The sequence below is a fragment of the Streptomyces sp. NPDC087263 genome, from assembly GCF_044744645.1.
In the GTDB taxonomy this organism is placed as follows: domain Bacteria; phylum Actinomycetota; class Actinomycetes; order Streptomycetales; family Streptomycetaceae; genus Streptomyces.
Genome location: NZ_JBIUYT010000002.1, coordinates 700,747 through 714,879 on the forward strand (window position 1 = coordinate 700,747; position 14,133 = coordinate 714,879).

Annotated in this window: 16 protein-coding genes; 7 read left to right on the forward strand and 9 right to left on the reverse strand. The window is 70.8% G+C overall.

Annotation, left to right across the window (positions count from 1 at the left end):
• Positions 1-71 precede the first annotated feature (71 nt).
• Together ACIPC1_RS08365 and sigE are read right to left on the reverse strand one after the other, a co-directional pair.
• Entirely contained in the window at positions 72-1,049 is a 978-nt protein-coding gene (locus ACIPC1_RS08365) for a zf-HC2 domain-containing protein (protein WP_402514427.1), read from the reverse strand.
• Positions 1,046-1,747: an RNA polymerase sigma factor SigE gene (gene sigE, locus ACIPC1_RS08370; protein WP_402514873.1), complete on the reverse strand. Its 702-nt coding sequence runs from the start codon at positions 1,745-1,747 to the stop codon at positions 1,046-1,048. The genes ACIPC1_RS08365 and sigE overlap by 4 nt, the downstream gene beginning before the upstream one ends.
• 226 nt (positions 1,748-1,973) lie before the next feature.
• Here sigE and ACIPC1_RS08375 point away from each other — a divergent pair, with 226 nt between their 5' ends.
• A complete protein-coding gene (locus ACIPC1_RS08375) occupies positions 1,974-2,675 on the forward strand; it encodes an O-methyltransferase (protein ID WP_402514876.1) in 702 nt (233 codons plus the stop codon).
• Positions 2,676-2,796: 121 nt separating this feature from the next.
• On the opposite strand, the gene ACIPC1_RS08380 is transcribed toward ACIPC1_RS08375, so the two are convergent.
• On the reverse strand, positions 2,797-2,964 hold the full coding sequence (locus tag ACIPC1_RS08380) for a DUF3117 domain-containing protein (RefSeq protein WP_003966491.1): 168 nt from the start codon (positions 2,962-2,964) through the stop codon (positions 2,797-2,799).
• 373 nt (positions 2,965-3,337) lie between these two features.
• On the opposite strand from ACIPC1_RS08380, the gene ACIPC1_RS08385 reads away from it, so the two are divergent.
• Positions 3,338-4,144 carry an enoyl-CoA hydratase/isomerase family protein gene (locus ACIPC1_RS08385; protein ID WP_384393033.1) on the forward strand — a complete coding sequence of 269 codons (807 nt, stop codon included), beginning with the start codon at positions 3,338-3,340 and terminating at the stop codon, positions 4,142-4,144.
• Positions 4,145-4,199: 55 nt separating this feature from the next.
• On the opposite strand, the gene ACIPC1_RS08390 is transcribed toward ACIPC1_RS08385, so the two are convergent.
• Together ACIPC1_RS08390 and ACIPC1_RS08395 are read right to left on the reverse strand one after the other, a co-directional pair.
• Positions 4,200-4,781 (reverse strand): DNA-3-methyladenine glycosylase I, encoded by a 582-nt coding sequence (locus ACIPC1_RS08390; RefSeq protein WP_402514429.1) that lies wholly within the window; start codon positions 4,779-4,781, stop codon positions 4,200-4,202.
• Positions 4,778-5,134, reverse strand: coding sequence for a DivIVA domain-containing protein (locus ACIPC1_RS08395; protein WP_402514431.1), 357 nt, complete (start codon positions 5,132-5,134; stop codon positions 4,778-4,780). Before ACIPC1_RS08395 ends, ACIPC1_RS08390 begins: the two co-directional genes overlap by 4 nt.
• A gap of 183 nt (positions 5,135-5,317) precedes the next feature.
• On the opposite strand from ACIPC1_RS08395, the gene folP reads away from it, so the two are divergent.
• A complete protein-coding gene (gene folP / locus ACIPC1_RS08400) occupies positions 5,318-6,178 on the forward strand; it encodes a dihydropteroate synthase (protein ID WP_402514433.1) in 861 nt (286 codons plus the stop codon).
• A 115-nt stretch (positions 6,179-6,293) separates the two neighbouring features.
• Here the strand turns inward: folP and ACIPC1_RS08405 are convergent, their stop codons facing one another.
• Complete coding sequence (locus ACIPC1_RS08405; protein WP_365435368.1) at positions 6,294-7,052, reverse strand: TIGR00730 family Rossman fold protein; 759 nt, start codon at positions 7,050-7,052, stop codon at positions 6,294-6,296.
• A gap of 119 nt (positions 7,053-7,171) precedes the next feature.
• Positions 7,172-8,251 (reverse strand): succinyl-diaminopimelate desuccinylase, encoded by a 1,080-nt coding sequence (dapE, locus tag ACIPC1_RS08410; protein ID WP_402514435.1) that lies wholly within the window; start codon positions 8,249-8,251, stop codon positions 7,172-7,174.
• Between the two features lie 94 nt (positions 8,252-8,345).
• On the opposite strand from dapE, the gene ACIPC1_RS08415 reads away from it, so the two are divergent.
• Together ACIPC1_RS08415 and ACIPC1_RS08420 are read left to right on the forward strand one after the other, a co-directional pair.
• Positions 8,346-9,335, forward strand: coding sequence for a heavy metal transporter (locus ACIPC1_RS08415; RefSeq protein WP_402514436.1), 990 nt, complete (start codon positions 8,346-8,348; stop codon positions 9,333-9,335).
• A gap of 352 nt (positions 9,336-9,687) precedes the next feature.
• Positions 9,688-10,158, forward strand: coding sequence for an ATP-binding protein (locus ACIPC1_RS08420; RefSeq protein ID WP_384393016.1), 471 nt, complete (start codon positions 9,688-9,690; stop codon positions 10,156-10,158).
• A 210-nt stretch (positions 10,159-10,368) separates the two neighbouring features.
• Here ACIPC1_RS08420 and ACIPC1_RS08425 read toward each other — a convergent pair whose 3' ends face one another.
• Positions 10,369-11,466, reverse strand: a complete 1,098-nt coding sequence (locus ACIPC1_RS08425; RefSeq protein ID WP_402514440.1) for a bifunctional succinyldiaminopimelate transaminase/glutamate-prephenate aminotransferase — start codon at positions 11,464-11,466, stop codon at positions 10,369-10,371.
• A 175-nt stretch (positions 11,467-11,641) separates the two neighbouring features.
• Positions 11,642-11,962, reverse strand: a complete 321-nt coding sequence (fdxA, locus tag ACIPC1_RS08430; RefSeq protein WP_019058397.1) for a ferredoxin — start codon at positions 11,960-11,962, stop codon at positions 11,642-11,644.
• A 140-nt stretch (positions 11,963-12,102) separates the two neighbouring features.
• Between fdxA and ACIPC1_RS08435 the strand changes: the two genes are divergently transcribed.
• Positions 12,103-13,188, forward strand: coding sequence for a GNAT family N-acetyltransferase (locus tag ACIPC1_RS08435; protein ID WP_402514443.1), 1,086 nt, complete (start codon positions 12,103-12,105; stop codon positions 13,186-13,188).
• Positions 13,189-13,205: 17 nt separating this feature from the next.
• Positions 13,206-14,057: a tetratricopeptide repeat protein gene (locus ACIPC1_RS08440; protein ID WP_402514446.1), complete on the forward strand. Its 852-nt coding sequence runs from the start codon at positions 13,206-13,208 to the stop codon at positions 14,055-14,057.
• The last annotated feature ends 76 nt before the right edge of the window (positions 14,058-14,133 follow it).

A 14,133-nucleotide genomic window follows, 5' to 3' on the forward strand; every position in this document is an offset into this window, starting at 1 on the left:
CGCGATCCCTCCGGCGAACGCGGCCCACCCCGGATTCAACCAGGTTCAGGGGCCGCCGCGCAGAGGGCGGGTCAGCGGATGGTGCCGGAGGAGGGTGCGGAGGGGGACGGGGAGGAAGCGGGGGACAAGAGGGGCCCGGGGGCCGCGAGAAGGCCCGGGGTGGTGATGTCCGGCGCCGTGGACCAGGAAGTCAGTGCGACCGGGTCGACCTCGGTGAACGGACGTATGAGCGGGGACATCACTGCGGCACCGGCGACCACCGGGGCCGTCAGCGTGTGCATGACCTCCTGGGCGCGGTCGGCCGGAGCGGGGACTCCGGGCAGCAGCGGCGCGGACACCTCGGTGGGCGCCACCGTGTTCTGGCCGAGCGTCGGCTTGCCCTGTGCGAGGAGCGGCCCCACGGACCGGCGCCGCTGCGCGTCAGGAGCCGTCGAGGTTCCTGCGCCCTGCGGACGCGTCGGCGTCACATTGCTTCCGGTACCGGACTCGCCCCGCGCGGCCGTGGTGTCAGCGGTGGTCCCGGTCGACACCCCGCCGAGCGCGACCGCGGCCAGCGACACGGCTCCCGCCGCGGCGAAGGCGAAGCGCAGCCCGCGCGAGGCCGACCGCTCGGCCTCGTGACGGCTGACGTCATGGATACGGAAGCCGCGCCCCGGGGAGGGGGGCAGCACGTCGGCGTGGGGTTCGGAGGGGACGTAGCCGAAGGACTCGCCCCTCACTCCGAAGATGCCGGTGCCGTCGGAGCCGCCGGGGATTCTTCCGCCGAAGGCTCCCCCGCCCAGCGGCGAGCCGGCGCTTGTGCCGGAATCACCTCCGCCGGGGAGCCCTTGGAGACGGGCCAGGAAGCTTTCGGAGGGCGGCGGCGGGGCCATCTCCGCGAACACGTTCTTCAGTCGGCGCTGGGCTGCCGCCTCGGCCTTGCACTTCGCACAGGTGGCGAGGTGGGCCAGGACGCGCTCGCGCGACTCATGACCGAGCTCTCCGTCCACGAGGGCGGACAGTCGGTCTCCCAGATGCTGCTCAGCAGATGTAGGACGTGATCCACTCACGCGGACGCGCCCCCTCCTCCCAGCGCGGGCACACCGGTCACCGCGAAGCCGCGGCGCTCGGCACGGGCCTCGGGAGACCGGTGTGCGAGGGCTTTGCGCAGCTGCGAACGGCCACGGTGGATCCGGCTGCGGACCGTGCCGAGCTTGACGCCCAGGGTCGCGGCGATCTCCTCGTACGACAGTCCCTCGATGTCACAGAGGACGACCGCGGCGCGGAACTCGGGCGCGAGGGTGTCCAGCGCCTGCTGGACGTCCGCGTCGAAGTGCGCGTCGTTGAAGACCTGCTGCGGGGACGGCTCACGGCTGGGCAGACGCTCGGCCGCGTCGTCGCCGAGGGCGTCGAAGCGGATGCGCTGCTTGCGGCGCACCATGTCCAGGAAGAGATTCGTGGTGATGCGGTGCAGCCAGCCCTCGAAGGTGCCGGGCGTGTAGGTCGACAGGGAGCGGAAGACACGGACGAAGACCTCTTGTGTCAGGTCCTCGGCGTCGTGCTGGTTGCCCGTCAGGCGGTAGGCGAGCCGGTACACCCGGCCGCTGTGCGTGCTGACGATCTCCTCCCAGGTGGGCGGAGTCCACGCCGGCGACTCCGCGTCGGTGGTGAACGTCGCGGTCTGCCCGGAGTCGGCACTGTGGAAACGGTCAGCGGTGTTGGTCACGGATTTCGGCTCACCCGCCGACCTGAGAAAGCGCCGCAGCACTCCTCCCCGATCCACAGGCGCAGCCGCACCTCCCCTGTCGGCTCTGGTGGTGTCCAGTGGAGCCCCTACCATAGCCACCTCGCCCGTTAGCTCCGGATAAGCGGTTTTACGAGAATTTGATACGCGCTCATATCGCTGCGTCAGCACTTGCTCACCGCCCTGCTCCGCGGTCTGATCCATGTGCTTCCCCCAGTGCGTTTCCCCACCCCTCTAAACGCCTGGTCCCATCTGCGGGTTCCCGGCGCCAACGGATACAGTCACGGCCAGGCATCTACGGGGACAGGAGAGCGTCATTACCGGCAACCGGCAGCCAAGCTGGGCGGCGTTCGCCGACGCCTTTGCCGCCGAGGACGAAGCAGTGCTCTGGGCCCGGGACCGGGCTCAGGACGCAGGGCTGCGCTCGGTGTCGCCCGGTACCGGGGCCGCGCTGCGGTTGCTCGCCGCCACCGTGGACGCGAAGGCGGTGGCGGAGATCGGGACCGGGACCGGGGTATCCGGAATTCATCTGCTCAACGGCATGCGGCCGGACGGGGTACTGACCACGGTGGATCCCGAGCCGGAGCGCCAGCAGTTCGCCCGCCAGGCCTTCCGCGCGGCCGGCTTCGCGAGCAATCGCGCCCGCTTCATCCCGGGCCGCGCCCTCGACGTCCTGCCCCGGCTGGCGGACTCCGGATACGACCTCGTGTTCTGCGACGGCGACCGTCTGGAGTGTCTGGAGTACTTCGCTGAATCGTTGCGCCTGTTGCGTCCGGGCGGGCTCGTCGTCTTCGAGGGCGTCTTCGCGGACGGCCGCACGGTGGACTCCGGGCCACAGCCCGCGGAGGTCGGGCGGCTGCGCGAACTGTTGCGCGCGGTGCGCGAGAGCCAGGATCTGATCCCCTCGCTGCTGCCGGTCGGCGACGGCCTGCTATGCGCGGTCAAGCGCTGACCATGACCCTCGGCCAGCGCCCCTGACCAGGGGTTTCATCGACGCCGTACCCCGCAAATACAGCTGCCCCGGCACCGCGTGCGATGCCGGGGCAGCTGAAGGGGTATGGTCGCGTCCCGCGTCAGCCGACGACCTTCTTGAGGGCGTCGCCAAGAGCGTCGGCCTCGTCAGGGGTCAGCTCGACGACGAGCCGTCCGCCGCCTTCGAGCGGAACGCGCATGACGATGCCCCGCCCCTCCTTGGTCACCTCGAGCGGGCCATCGCCCGTCCGCGGCTTCATGGCCGCCATGCTCGTTCCCCTTCCTGAAACCAGCTCATCGTCGCCGACGGCCCCTTAGAAGGGCACGCCCGTCCCCTCATAGGACACGCGTCACCGGCATCGAACACATTGCTTCCAGGCCATTATCCCGCATCTCAGGACCCGATGACCAACATCAGTCGGCATCGCTTGCGCAACGCGCTTGAGCAAAACCACTCAATTCGGCGATGTGACTGCGATACTGCGCCGCCGCATGACCTTCCAAGGTCCCGAATTCTTTGACGCAGGTCACATGTCCGAACGGCTCCGCTGTCGGTGATCTCCGTCATGCTGTCCTCGGAAGCAGGACGTACCGGCGGGTAGGCGGGTACGACGGAGCCGCGACACCGGAGGGGAACCCACCATGGCCGACACCGTGCTCTACGAGGTGAGCGACGGACTCGCGACGATCACGCTGAACCGCCCCGAGGCGATGAACGCGCTGAACACCGAGATCAAGGTCGCCTTCCGGGACGCGGCACAGGCCGCCGCGGCCGACGACTCCGTACGGGCCGTGCTGCTGACCGCCGCCGGTGACCGGGCGTTCTGCGTGGGCCAGGACCTCAAGGAGCACGTCGGCGGGCTGCTCGCGCCGCGCGAGTCGGGCGCGGGCAAGGGCGTCATGAGCACCGTGCACGACCACTACAACCCGATCGTGCGCGCGCTGACCGGCGCGGCGAAACCGGTGGTGGCCGCCGTGAACGGCGTCGCGGCCGGGGCGGGATTCGGTTTCGCGCTCGCCGCGGACTACCGCGTCGTGGCCGATACCGCATCCTTCAACACGTCCTTCGCCGGGGTCGCACTGACCGCCGACTCCGGCATCTCCTGGACGCTGCCGCGGGTCGTCGGCCCGAGCCGCGCCGCCGATCTGCTGCTCTTTCCGCGCAACATCACGGCGCAGGAGGCCTTCGACCTGGGGATCGCAAACCGGCTTGTGCCCCCGGGCGAGTTGCGCGCCGAGGCGGAGCAGGTGGCCCGCGCGCTGGCCGAGGGGCCGACCCTCGCGTACGCCGCGCTGAAGGAGTCCCTCGCCTACGCCCTGTCCCACTCGCTGGACGAGTCCCTGGAGAAGGAGGACGAGCTCCAGACCTGGGCGGGCGAGTCGGAGGACCACATGATCGCTGTGCAGGCGTTCGTGAACAAGGAGAAGCCGAAGTACCTGGGGCGGTGACGGTTCGCGGGGAACTGCGGGCCGGGTGTGGCCGGTCGCGCAGTTCTCTGCGGCCCTACTGGGCACTCCTGGACACGCAATCGACCAAGTGGTCGTTGACCAGGCCGCATGCCTGCATCAGGGCGTACGCCGTCGTCGGGCCGACGAAGCGGATGCCGCGCTTCTTGAGGGCCTTGGAGAGGGCGATCGACTCGTCGGTGACGGCCGGGACGTCGCCGAGCCTCTTCGGGGCCGGGCGGCCGGCCGGGGCGGGGGCGAAGGACCAGATCAGCTCGTCCAGCTCACCCGGTGCCCAGTCGCTCAGCACGCGCGCGTTGGCGACCGTCGCCTCGATCTTGGCGCGGTTGCGGATGATGCCGGGGTCGGCGAGCAGGCGCTCCTTGTCCGCGTCGGTGAAGGTCGCCACCTTGGCCACCTCGAAGCCGGCGAAGGCGGCACGGAACCCCTCGCGGCGCCGCAGGATCGTGATCCAGGACAGGCCCGACTGGAATGCCTCCAGGCACAGCCGCTCGTACAGCGCGCCGTCGCCGTGGACCGGGCGGCCCCACTCCTCGTCGTGGTACGCCACGTAGTCCTCGGTCGACAGCGCCCAGGGGCAGCGCAGCGCGCCGTCAGCGCCCGCGAGTGCGTCGGTCACTGGTGATCCTCCTCGACGGGCTTCCGCAGCGAGGTGGAGGTGACCGAAGCGGACCTGGCGCCGTCGAGTGCCGCCTCCAGGTCGGCGATCCGGGCGTCCCGCTCGCCGATCTCGGCGCCGAGGCGGCCGAGGGCGTCATCGACGTCCGCCATGCGGTAACCGCGTACGGCGACGGGGAAGCGCAGGATCTCGACATCCTCCCGGTTCACGGGACGGTCCGGCGGAAACGGGTCCACCAGCCGCTCGGGCCCGGCCTCGGGGAGGGGTGCGCTCTCGCCGCCGCCCACCACGGCCACCGTCACCGCGGCGACCACGACGGCGAGCGCGACGACCAGGAACAAGAACATGAACATCGCTGAGGTCCCCACGCTCTGGTGCCGACGCGGGGCGCGCCGGCGTGGATAGCGCTGCAGCGGACTGTGCTGAAGCGGTTGGTGCTGATGCTGACAGTGTCGGGTCCGATCGTGCCATGCGAGTCTGACAGTTAAGGTCACAGGCGGCTTATCAGCGGGACCAACTGGGAGAGGTCACAGGGGATGCTCAGGCTGGGCAGGCACGAATTCGACCCGCACGAGCCGGTGATCATGGCCATCGTCAACCGGACCCCGGACTCCTTCTACGACCAGGGGTCCACGTTCCGCGACGAGCCCGCGCTCGCCCGGGTGGAACAGGCGGTGTCCGAGGGCGCTGCCATCATCGACATCGGCGGGGTCAAGGCGGGGCCGGGGGAAGAGGTGACCGCCGAGGAGGAGGCGCGTCGCACGGTCGGGTTCGTCGCCGAGGTCCGGCGGCGTTTCCCCGATGTGATCATCAGCGTCGACACCTGGCGGCACGAGGTCGCCGAGGCGGTCTGCGAGGTCGGGGCGGATCTGCTCAACGACGCGTGGGGCGGGGTGGATCCGCGGCTGGCCGAGGTGGCCGCGCGGTACGGGGTGGGGCTGGTGTGCACCCACGCCGGGGGCGCCGAGCCGCGTACGCGTCCGCATCGGATCGCGTACGACGACGTCATGGCCGACATTCTCCGGGTGACCCTGGGTCTTGCCGAGCGGGCGGTGTCGCTGGGCGTGGCCCGGGAGTCCGTGCTGATCGATCCTGGGCACGACTTCGGGAAGAACACGCGGCACAGTCTGGAGGCGACGCGGCGGCTCGGCGAGATGGTGTCCACCGGGTGGCCTGTTCTCGTCTCCCTCTCCAACAAGGACTTCGTGGGCGAGACCTTGGACAAGCCGGTGAAGGAGCGGGTGGTGGGGACGCTGGCGACCACCGCCGTCTCGGCGTGGCTGGGGGCGCAGGTGTACCGCGTCCACGAGGTCGCGGAGACCCGGCAGGTGCTGGACATGGTGGCGTCGATCGCGGGGCGTCGGGCGCCGGCTGTGGCGCGGCGGGGGCTGGCGTAGGGGTTTGTTCGCCCCCTCCGCCCCTACCCGTCCCGTATCTGGGGGCTACCGCCCCCAGACCCCCGCAATCGCGCTGAACGCGCTCGTCCTCAAACGCCGGACGGGCCGAAAACTGCTACCGTCCCGCTTCCTTCGACACCAGCGACACCGCCTCGTCCACGTCGTCCGTCAGGTGGAAGAGAAGCAGGTCCTTCTCCGAGGCCTTGCCCTGGGCGATGAGGGTGTTCTTGAGCCAGTCGACCAGGCCGCCCCAGTACTCCGTGCCGAAGAGGACGATGGGGAAGCGGGTGACCTTCTGGGTCTGCACCAGGGTCAGCGCCTCGAAGAGTTCGTCCAGGGTGCCGAGTCCGCCGGGCAGGACCACGAAGCCCTGCGCGTACTTGACGAACATCATCTTGCGGACGAAGAAGTACCGGAAGTTGAGGCCGATGTCGACGTACTGGTTGAGGCCCTGCTCGAAGGGCAGCTCGATGCCGAGGCCGACGGAGATGCCCTTGGCCTCGCAGGCGCCCTTGTTGGCGGCTTCCATGGCGCCCGGGCCACCGCCGGTGATCACGGCGAAACCGGCCTCGACGAGACCGCGGCCGAGCGCCACGCCCGCCGCGTACTCGGGCGAGTCCGCCTTCGTACGGGCGGATCCGAACACGCTGATCGCGGGCGGGAGTTCGGCCAGTGTGCCGAAGCCCTCGATGAACTCCGACTGGATGCGGAGCACCCGCCAGGGGTCCGTGTGCACCCAGTCGGAGGGCCCGCCCGCGTCCAGCAGGCGCTGGTCCGTGGTGCTCGCCTGCACCTGATCCCGCCTCCGCAGCACCGGTCCCAGCCGCTGCTCCTCCGGTGGCCGCTTCTTGCCCTCGGGGTTGCCAGTAGCCATGTGCGCTCCCTCCGCTTGCGGTAGTTCCACCCCAGCGTAGATCTACGCGGGTTACGGAGGGGGGACGCGAGCATGTCCGCCGGACACCGGCAGGGCTCAGCTCGCGTCTCGGCCGCCTCTCAGGCCGTCAGCCAGGCGCGCAGCCGCTCCTCGGCCTCCGGGATCGCGGATGCCTTGACCCGCTCATCCACCTTGTGGGCCAGCAGCTGGGCGCCGGGCCCGTAGTTCACCGCCGGCACCCCGAGCGCGCTGAAGCGGGCGACGTCGGTCCAGCCGAACTTGGGGCGGGCCTCACCGCCGACGGCCGCCATGAAGGCCGCCGCTGCCGGGTGGGTGAGGCCCGGGCGGGCTCCGCCGGTGTGGTCGTCGACGATGAACTCGTCCACGCCGCAGTCCGCGAAGTAGTCGCGGACGAACGCCTCCGCCTCGGCCTCGCTGCGGTCGGGCGCGTAGCGGAAGTTGACGACCAGGGTGCAGGCGTCGGGGATGACGTTCGTGGCGACGCCGCCTTCGACGCGCACGGCGTTGAGGCCCTCGTGGAAGCGCAGGCCGTCCACGACAGGCGTGCGCGGCTCGTACGCGGCCAGCTTGGCCAGGGCGGGGGCCGCCGCGTGGATCGCGTTGGAGCCCATCCACGCGCGCGCGGAGTGCGCCCGCTCCCCCTTGAACTTCAGGAACACCCTGAGCGTGCCCTGGCAGCCGCCCTCCACCTGGCCGTCCGTCGGCTCCAGGAGGATCGCGAAGTCGCCCTTCAGCCAGTCGGGGTGGGCTTCGGACACATGCTTCAGACCGTTCAGGTGTGCGGCGACCTCTTCGTTGTCGTAGAAGACGAAAGTGAGGTCGCGGTTGGGGGCGGGCACCGTGGCCGCGATGCGCAGCTGGACCGCCACCCCCGACTTCATGTCGCAGGTGCCACAGCCCCAGAGCACGCCGTCCTCGTCGAGGCGGGACGGGACGTTGTCCGCGATGGGGACCGTGTCGATGTGGCCGGCCAGGACGACGCGCTCGGCGCGGCCCAGGTTCGTCCGCGCGACGACGTTGTTGCCGTACCGGTCGACCGTCAGGTGCGGCAGGGCACGCAACGCGGTCTCGACGGCGTCCGCGAGGGGCTTCTCGCTGCCGCTCTCCGAGGGGAGGTCGACGAGCCGCGCGGTCAACTCGGCAGCGTCCAGCGTGAGGTCAAGGGGGGTATCGGCCATGCGGCCGACCCTAGCGCTCACGGCTCCATCGGCTCGAACCGGTTATCCACAGCCCCACACATCTCCAACATGGACCTCCAGTACCTTGTACGACGTGTCAGAGCCGTCCCCCACCCCCGTCCGGCGCGGCCGCCTCCTCCGTTTCGGAGGGGCCGTCGTGGTCCTGCTCGCGCTCGCCGCCTATCTCACGGTGCAGTACCTCACCGGAGGGCCGGGCGTTCCCCGTTGCACGGTCGTCTCGGGCAGGAACGACGGCGAGTCGTACGAGTTCACGCCGGAGCAGGCGGTGAACGCGGCGACGATCTCGGCGGTCGGCACCAACCGTGACATGCCCGAGCGAGCCGTGACCATCGCCCTGGCCACCGCGCTCCAGGAGTCGGGCCTGCGCAACATCAAGCACGGCGACCGGGACTCGCTCGGCCTCTTCCAGCAGCGGCCCTCGCAGGGCTGGGGCACGACGGCGGAGATCATGGATCCGACGTACGCGGCGGACATCTTCTACGAGCACCTGGCCAAGGTCGACGACTATGCGCAGCTCCCGCTCACGGTTGCCGCGCAGCGCGTGCAGCGCAGCGCCTTTCCTGACGCGTACGCGAAGCACGAGCCGGACGCCACACTGCTGGCCGCGGCTCTGACCGGCCGCTCGGCGGCCACCCTCACCTGCCAGGGCCCCGCCGGGTCGACCCCGGCGGGCGGCCCGGACGCGGTACGGTCCGCGCTCGTACGGGACTTCGGGCGTGATGTGCTCCAGGAGGCGGGGGCGGATGTGAGCGCCACGGAGACCTCGGCCCCGACCTCCCCCTCGGCCTCCCCCTCGACGACCACCGCGAGCCGGACCGTGACCCTGCCCGTGTCCGCGGAAGCCTCCGGGAGCACCACCACGGCCACCGTCGGGCAGCGTGGCTGGGAGCTGGCGCACTGGGCCGTGGCCAACTCCTCGGTACTGCACATCGACCGCGTCTCGTACGCGGGGCGGGAGTGGACGGCCGGCAGCACCGACAGCAGGTGGAGTACGTCCGACGCGAACGGGGGCCCGGCCGCGGAGACGTCCACCGCCGAGGTCCGAATCGTCACCGGGCAGTAGTACGGGTCCTCACCCGTTGGGGGGACCCGGGGCGAGTGCCGACGGCGATGGATGCGGGTTTTCGCGCGGTCGCTGCCGTTTCCGCCGAATCCCTTGAAAACAAAGGGGCGTAAGGATTCGGCAGACTTTCTGACCGGGTGCTTTTTACCCACCTTTGTCCGCAGATGATTATGCGACGCATTACCAACTCTTTACGTTGGATCACCGCAACCTTCGCGGGCTTCGAGCGGTAGTCACTGCGTCCGAGTCCGGAACGATCACCTTCGGTCGGTCGACGGTAGGCCGACAACTTGTTGGTCAACTGCCGGGCCTGGATGGATATTTCACCGTTCTCTTCCGTCTAAGGAGCATCATGTCCCTCCCCCTGACCCGCCGGATCGCCCGTGCCGCGCTGCTCGTCGCAGCGGGAGCGGCTGCCGGGGTCGGTGCGGCCGGCTCCGCCAGCGCGGCGCCCGAACTGCCGACCACCCCCAACCTCGGCGGGCTGACCGCCCTGGACGGGGCGAGCGTCGGCAACACGGTCGACGGTGCGGCTCAGAACGTGACCGGGCTCGCCGGCAAGTCCGGCGGCGACGCGGTCAAGAAGACAGTGCCGGCCGCGGGCAAGACCAGCGGGAAGGTCGCCAAGACGGCGACGCCGGCCGCGCAGCAGGTGGCCGGTGACACCGCGGGGCAGGCCGGAGGCCTGGTCGGTGACACCGCCAAGGCGGCGGGAGCCGGCCTTCCGACGGACGCGGTTACCAAGGGGCTGCCGACCGACGCCGTCACCAAGGGCGGACTGCCCACGGAGCAGCTGCCGCTGAAGGGGCTGCCGCTCGGCTAGGCGCCGAGGCTGTACGGCTACGGGGGTCCAGGGAAGCTGTTTCCCTGGACCCCCGTTTCGCTGTGCCCCTGCGGGAGCTGGGCCCTGCTCACACGGCACCCGGCGCTGTCGGCCGTGCCCACCCGTCCCGCCCTGCGGGACGATTGCCCACAGCGGTAGCAAAAGCGGTAGCCGCGCCGACAGCAACGGCAGTCGGCAGTCGGCAGCGGGTTATCCCGCCAGGCGGTCCACCGCTGCCGTCACTCTCTCGTCCGTCGCCGTGAGAGCCACGCGTACGAAGTTCTCGCCCGCTGGGCCGTAGAAGTCGCCCGGGGCGACGAGGATGCCGAGGTCGGCGAGGTGGGCGACGGTGGTCCAGCAGGACTCGTCCCGGGTGGCCCAGAGATAGAGGCTGGCCTCGCTCTGTTCGATGCGGAAGCCGTGCCGCAGCAGGGCGTCGCGCAGGGCGGTGCGGCGGGCGGCGTAGCGCTCGCGCTGTTCGCGGACGTGGGCGTCGTCGGACAGGGCGGCGACCACCGCGGCCTGGGTCGGCGCGGAGGTCATCAGGCCGCCGTGCTTGCGGATCTGGAGGAGGTCGCCGAGGACGGCCGGGTCGCCGGCGAGGAACGCGGCGCGGTAGCCGGCCAGGTTCGACCGCTTCGAGAGCGAGTGGACCGAGACGATCCCCTCGTACGAGCCGCCGCACACGTCCGGGTGGAGGACCGAGACCGGGTCGGCCTCCCAGCCCAGTTCGATGTAGCACTCGTCGGAGAAGACGAGGATGCCGTGCTCCCGGGCCCAGGCGACGATCCGGGTGAGCTCGGCCCGGGACAGGACGCGGCCCGTCGGGTTCGACGGGGAGTTCAGCCAGAGGAGCTTCAGGCCCGTCGGGTCCAGGTCCGTCGGGTCGTCGTACGCCACGTGGTCCGCCTGGGCCAGGCGGGCGCCGACCTCGTATGTCGGGTACGCCAGGCGCGGGTAGGCGACCTTGTCCCCGGGGCCCAGGCCGAGCTGGGTCGGGAGCCAGGCGACCAGTTCCTTGGAGCCGACGATCGGGAGTACGTGGTGGTGGGTGACGTCCCGTGCGCCGAGCCGTCGTTCCACCCAGCCCGTGAGCGCGTCGCGCAGCTCGGGGGTGCCCCACACCGTGGGATAGCCCGGCGAGTCCGCGGCCGCCACCAGAGCTTTCTGGATCAGCTCGGGCACCGGGTCGACAGGGGTGCCGACGGACAGGTCGACGATGCCGCCCGGGTGGGCGGCGGCCGTCGCCTTGTAGGGCTCAAGCTTGTCCCAGGGGAAGGCGGGAAGCCGGTCGGTGACTGCGGACACGGGATGGGCTCACTTTCTCGAACGTACGGCGGCCTGGGGCCCATACGTATCGCTGGTACTCGCTGCACTCACGTGCAGTCGCTGTGCTCACCGGTACGGCAAACGCCTCGGTCCCGTACGGCGATCAAGGCGATCAGGCCGTACGGGACCGAGGCGGCGCGTGGGTGCGGGCCGCTTACTGGTTCTGCGGCGGGAGCGCTGCGACGAAGGGGTGGTCGCGCTCGATCAGGCCGAGCTTGCTGGCGCCGCCGGGCGAGCCGAGCTCGTCGAAGAACTCGACGTTCGCCTTGTAATAGTCCTTCCACTCCTCGGGAGTGTCGTCCTCGTAGAAGATCGCCTCGACCGGGCACACCGGCTCACAGGCTCCACAGTCGACGCATTCGTCCGGGTGGATGTACAAGGACCGGGAGCCCTCGTAGATGCAGTCGACCGGGCACTCCTCGATGCACGCCTTGTCCTTGACGTCGACACAAGGCTGCGCGATGACGTAGGTCACGCTGTCGTTCCTCCTCGATAGGGCGCTGGCGGGCCTCCATAGGCTCCGCCGCCTGGCGCGCGGAAGCGCGGCGTCGTCGATGCCCACACCTAGTATCTCCGTTCTTGGTCCTGATCCGAACAGGAGGGGTGAACTGACCTGTGGAAATCTCTGCGTCCGGTCGCCTTGAGGTCCGCATCACCGCTGCTGACGTGGGCAAACGCGTCTCGGTCCGACGGCGATACACGGGTGCCGCCGACGGGGAGAAATTCACTGACACGGTGGGTGTTCTCACATCATGGGACGACAGTGTGTTGACGATCACACGGCGGACCGGCGAACGCGTCCGTATTTCGGAATCCTCGCTGGTCGCGGGGAAGGTCGTGCCGTCCGCTCCGGCGCGGCGGCGCGGGCCGGCGGCGTCGTACGAGGAACTGGCGCGGGTCTCCGCACGGGCCTGGCGGCCGGTGGAGAGTGAGCGGCTCGGTGCGTGGGAGCTGCGGGCGGCCTCCGGGTTCACCCGGCGCGCCAACTCCGTGCTGCCGCTCGGCGAGGCCGGGCTGCCACTGGACGAGGCTCTGACGTACGTACGGGGCTGGTACGCCGCCCGTGGCCTGCCCGCGTACGTCCAGACCGCCACCGGGGCCGAGGGCACGCAGGAGCTGCTGTGCGCCGAGCTGGAGGCACGCGGGTGGGCACGTGAGGTGACGGCCGAGCTGTGGGTCGGGGCGCTCGCGCCGGTCGGGGACCGGGAGGCTCCCGCTGTCGTGGTCTCCCGCGAGGCGGACGCGGCCTGGCTGGACCGCTACCAGCGCAAGGGGCTGAGCGAGGTGGCCCTGGCGGTGCTGGGGAGCGGGCCCTCGGCGTGGTTCGCGACGGTGCCGGGCGCGGCGGGGGCCGCTCCGGCCGCGATCGGGCGGTGCGTGGTGGACGGGCGGTGGGCCGGTTTCGCCGCCGTCGAGGTCGACCCGGCGTACCGGCGGCAGGGGCTCGCCACGACTGTGATGGCCGCGCTGGCCCGCCGTGCCCTGGACGAGGGTGCCTCGGCGGCCTGGCTCCAGGTGGAGGCCGACAACGCGGGGGCGCGTGCGCTGTACGGCGGGATGGGGTTCGGGGCACATCACGCGTATCACCACTACCGAGAGCCACAGACACCACAGATGCCACAGACGCCACAAGCGTCCGGCGGTGATCGGTCCCGGCAAACGCCGCAGATTCCCGGCAGCGACCGGTATCGATCGTCGTGAACGGGCACGAAGCTGCTATGCGTTCGCCTCATCCCCCGGAGCCGGAGCGGGCCGCCGAGGTGCGGCGGCGGTTCGGTGAGGAGGCACGGGCCGAGCGGCCCGATCTGGCGGTGCTGTGCCTGCTGGTGGGGGCCGCGGCGGACGGCGGCCTCGACCAGGCCGGCATGGACGCGGCGCAGATCGAGCTGGACCGGCTGGCGGGGCTGTTGCCGTTCCGGCCCGGCGGGCCTCGGTCCTGGGCGGCCGCGCTCGGTGAACTCCTCGGCGGGCGCTGCGAGTTCCGGGGTTCGCTCGGGGACTACCAGCGGCTCGGTTCCTCGCTGCTCCACGAGGTGCTGCGGCGACGGCGCGGGCTGCCCATCCTGCTCTCCGTGGTGTGGATGGAGGTCGCACGGCGGGCCGGTGCGCCCGTGTACGGCGTCGCCCTGCCCGGGCATTTCGTCGTCGGCTTCGGGCCCCCGGAGCAGCAGATCCTCGCCGACCCCTTCGACGGCGGCCGCGTGCTCACCGGCTCCGACGCGGAGCTGCTCGTCGCGGGGGCGACGGGGGCGCCGCTCGACGCGGCGATGCTCTCTCCCGCCGACCCGCTCGATGTCGTTCTGCGGATCCTGAACAACATCCGTGCGTGGGCTGCCGCTCGGCCCGAGCGGTCCGATGTGGCCCTGTGGGCCGTCGAGTTGTCCTTGGCGCTGCCGTCGCATCCCGCTCGGTTGCGGTACGAGCGGGCTCAACTTCTTGTCCAGCGTGGGGACTTCCTCGGTGGGGCGGTTGAGCTCGACGCTTATGCGGATGTGGTGGCCGCGGTGGATGAAGCGGCCGGGGACCGTGTGCGGCAGCAGGCGCACGCCGCGCGTTCCATGCTCAACTGAGGTCGCCCGGTCGCCGTAGCGGGATCCGCCGTGTCGCGCGACGGCGGCCTGCATCGTGGCTGGTCACGTAGTTCCC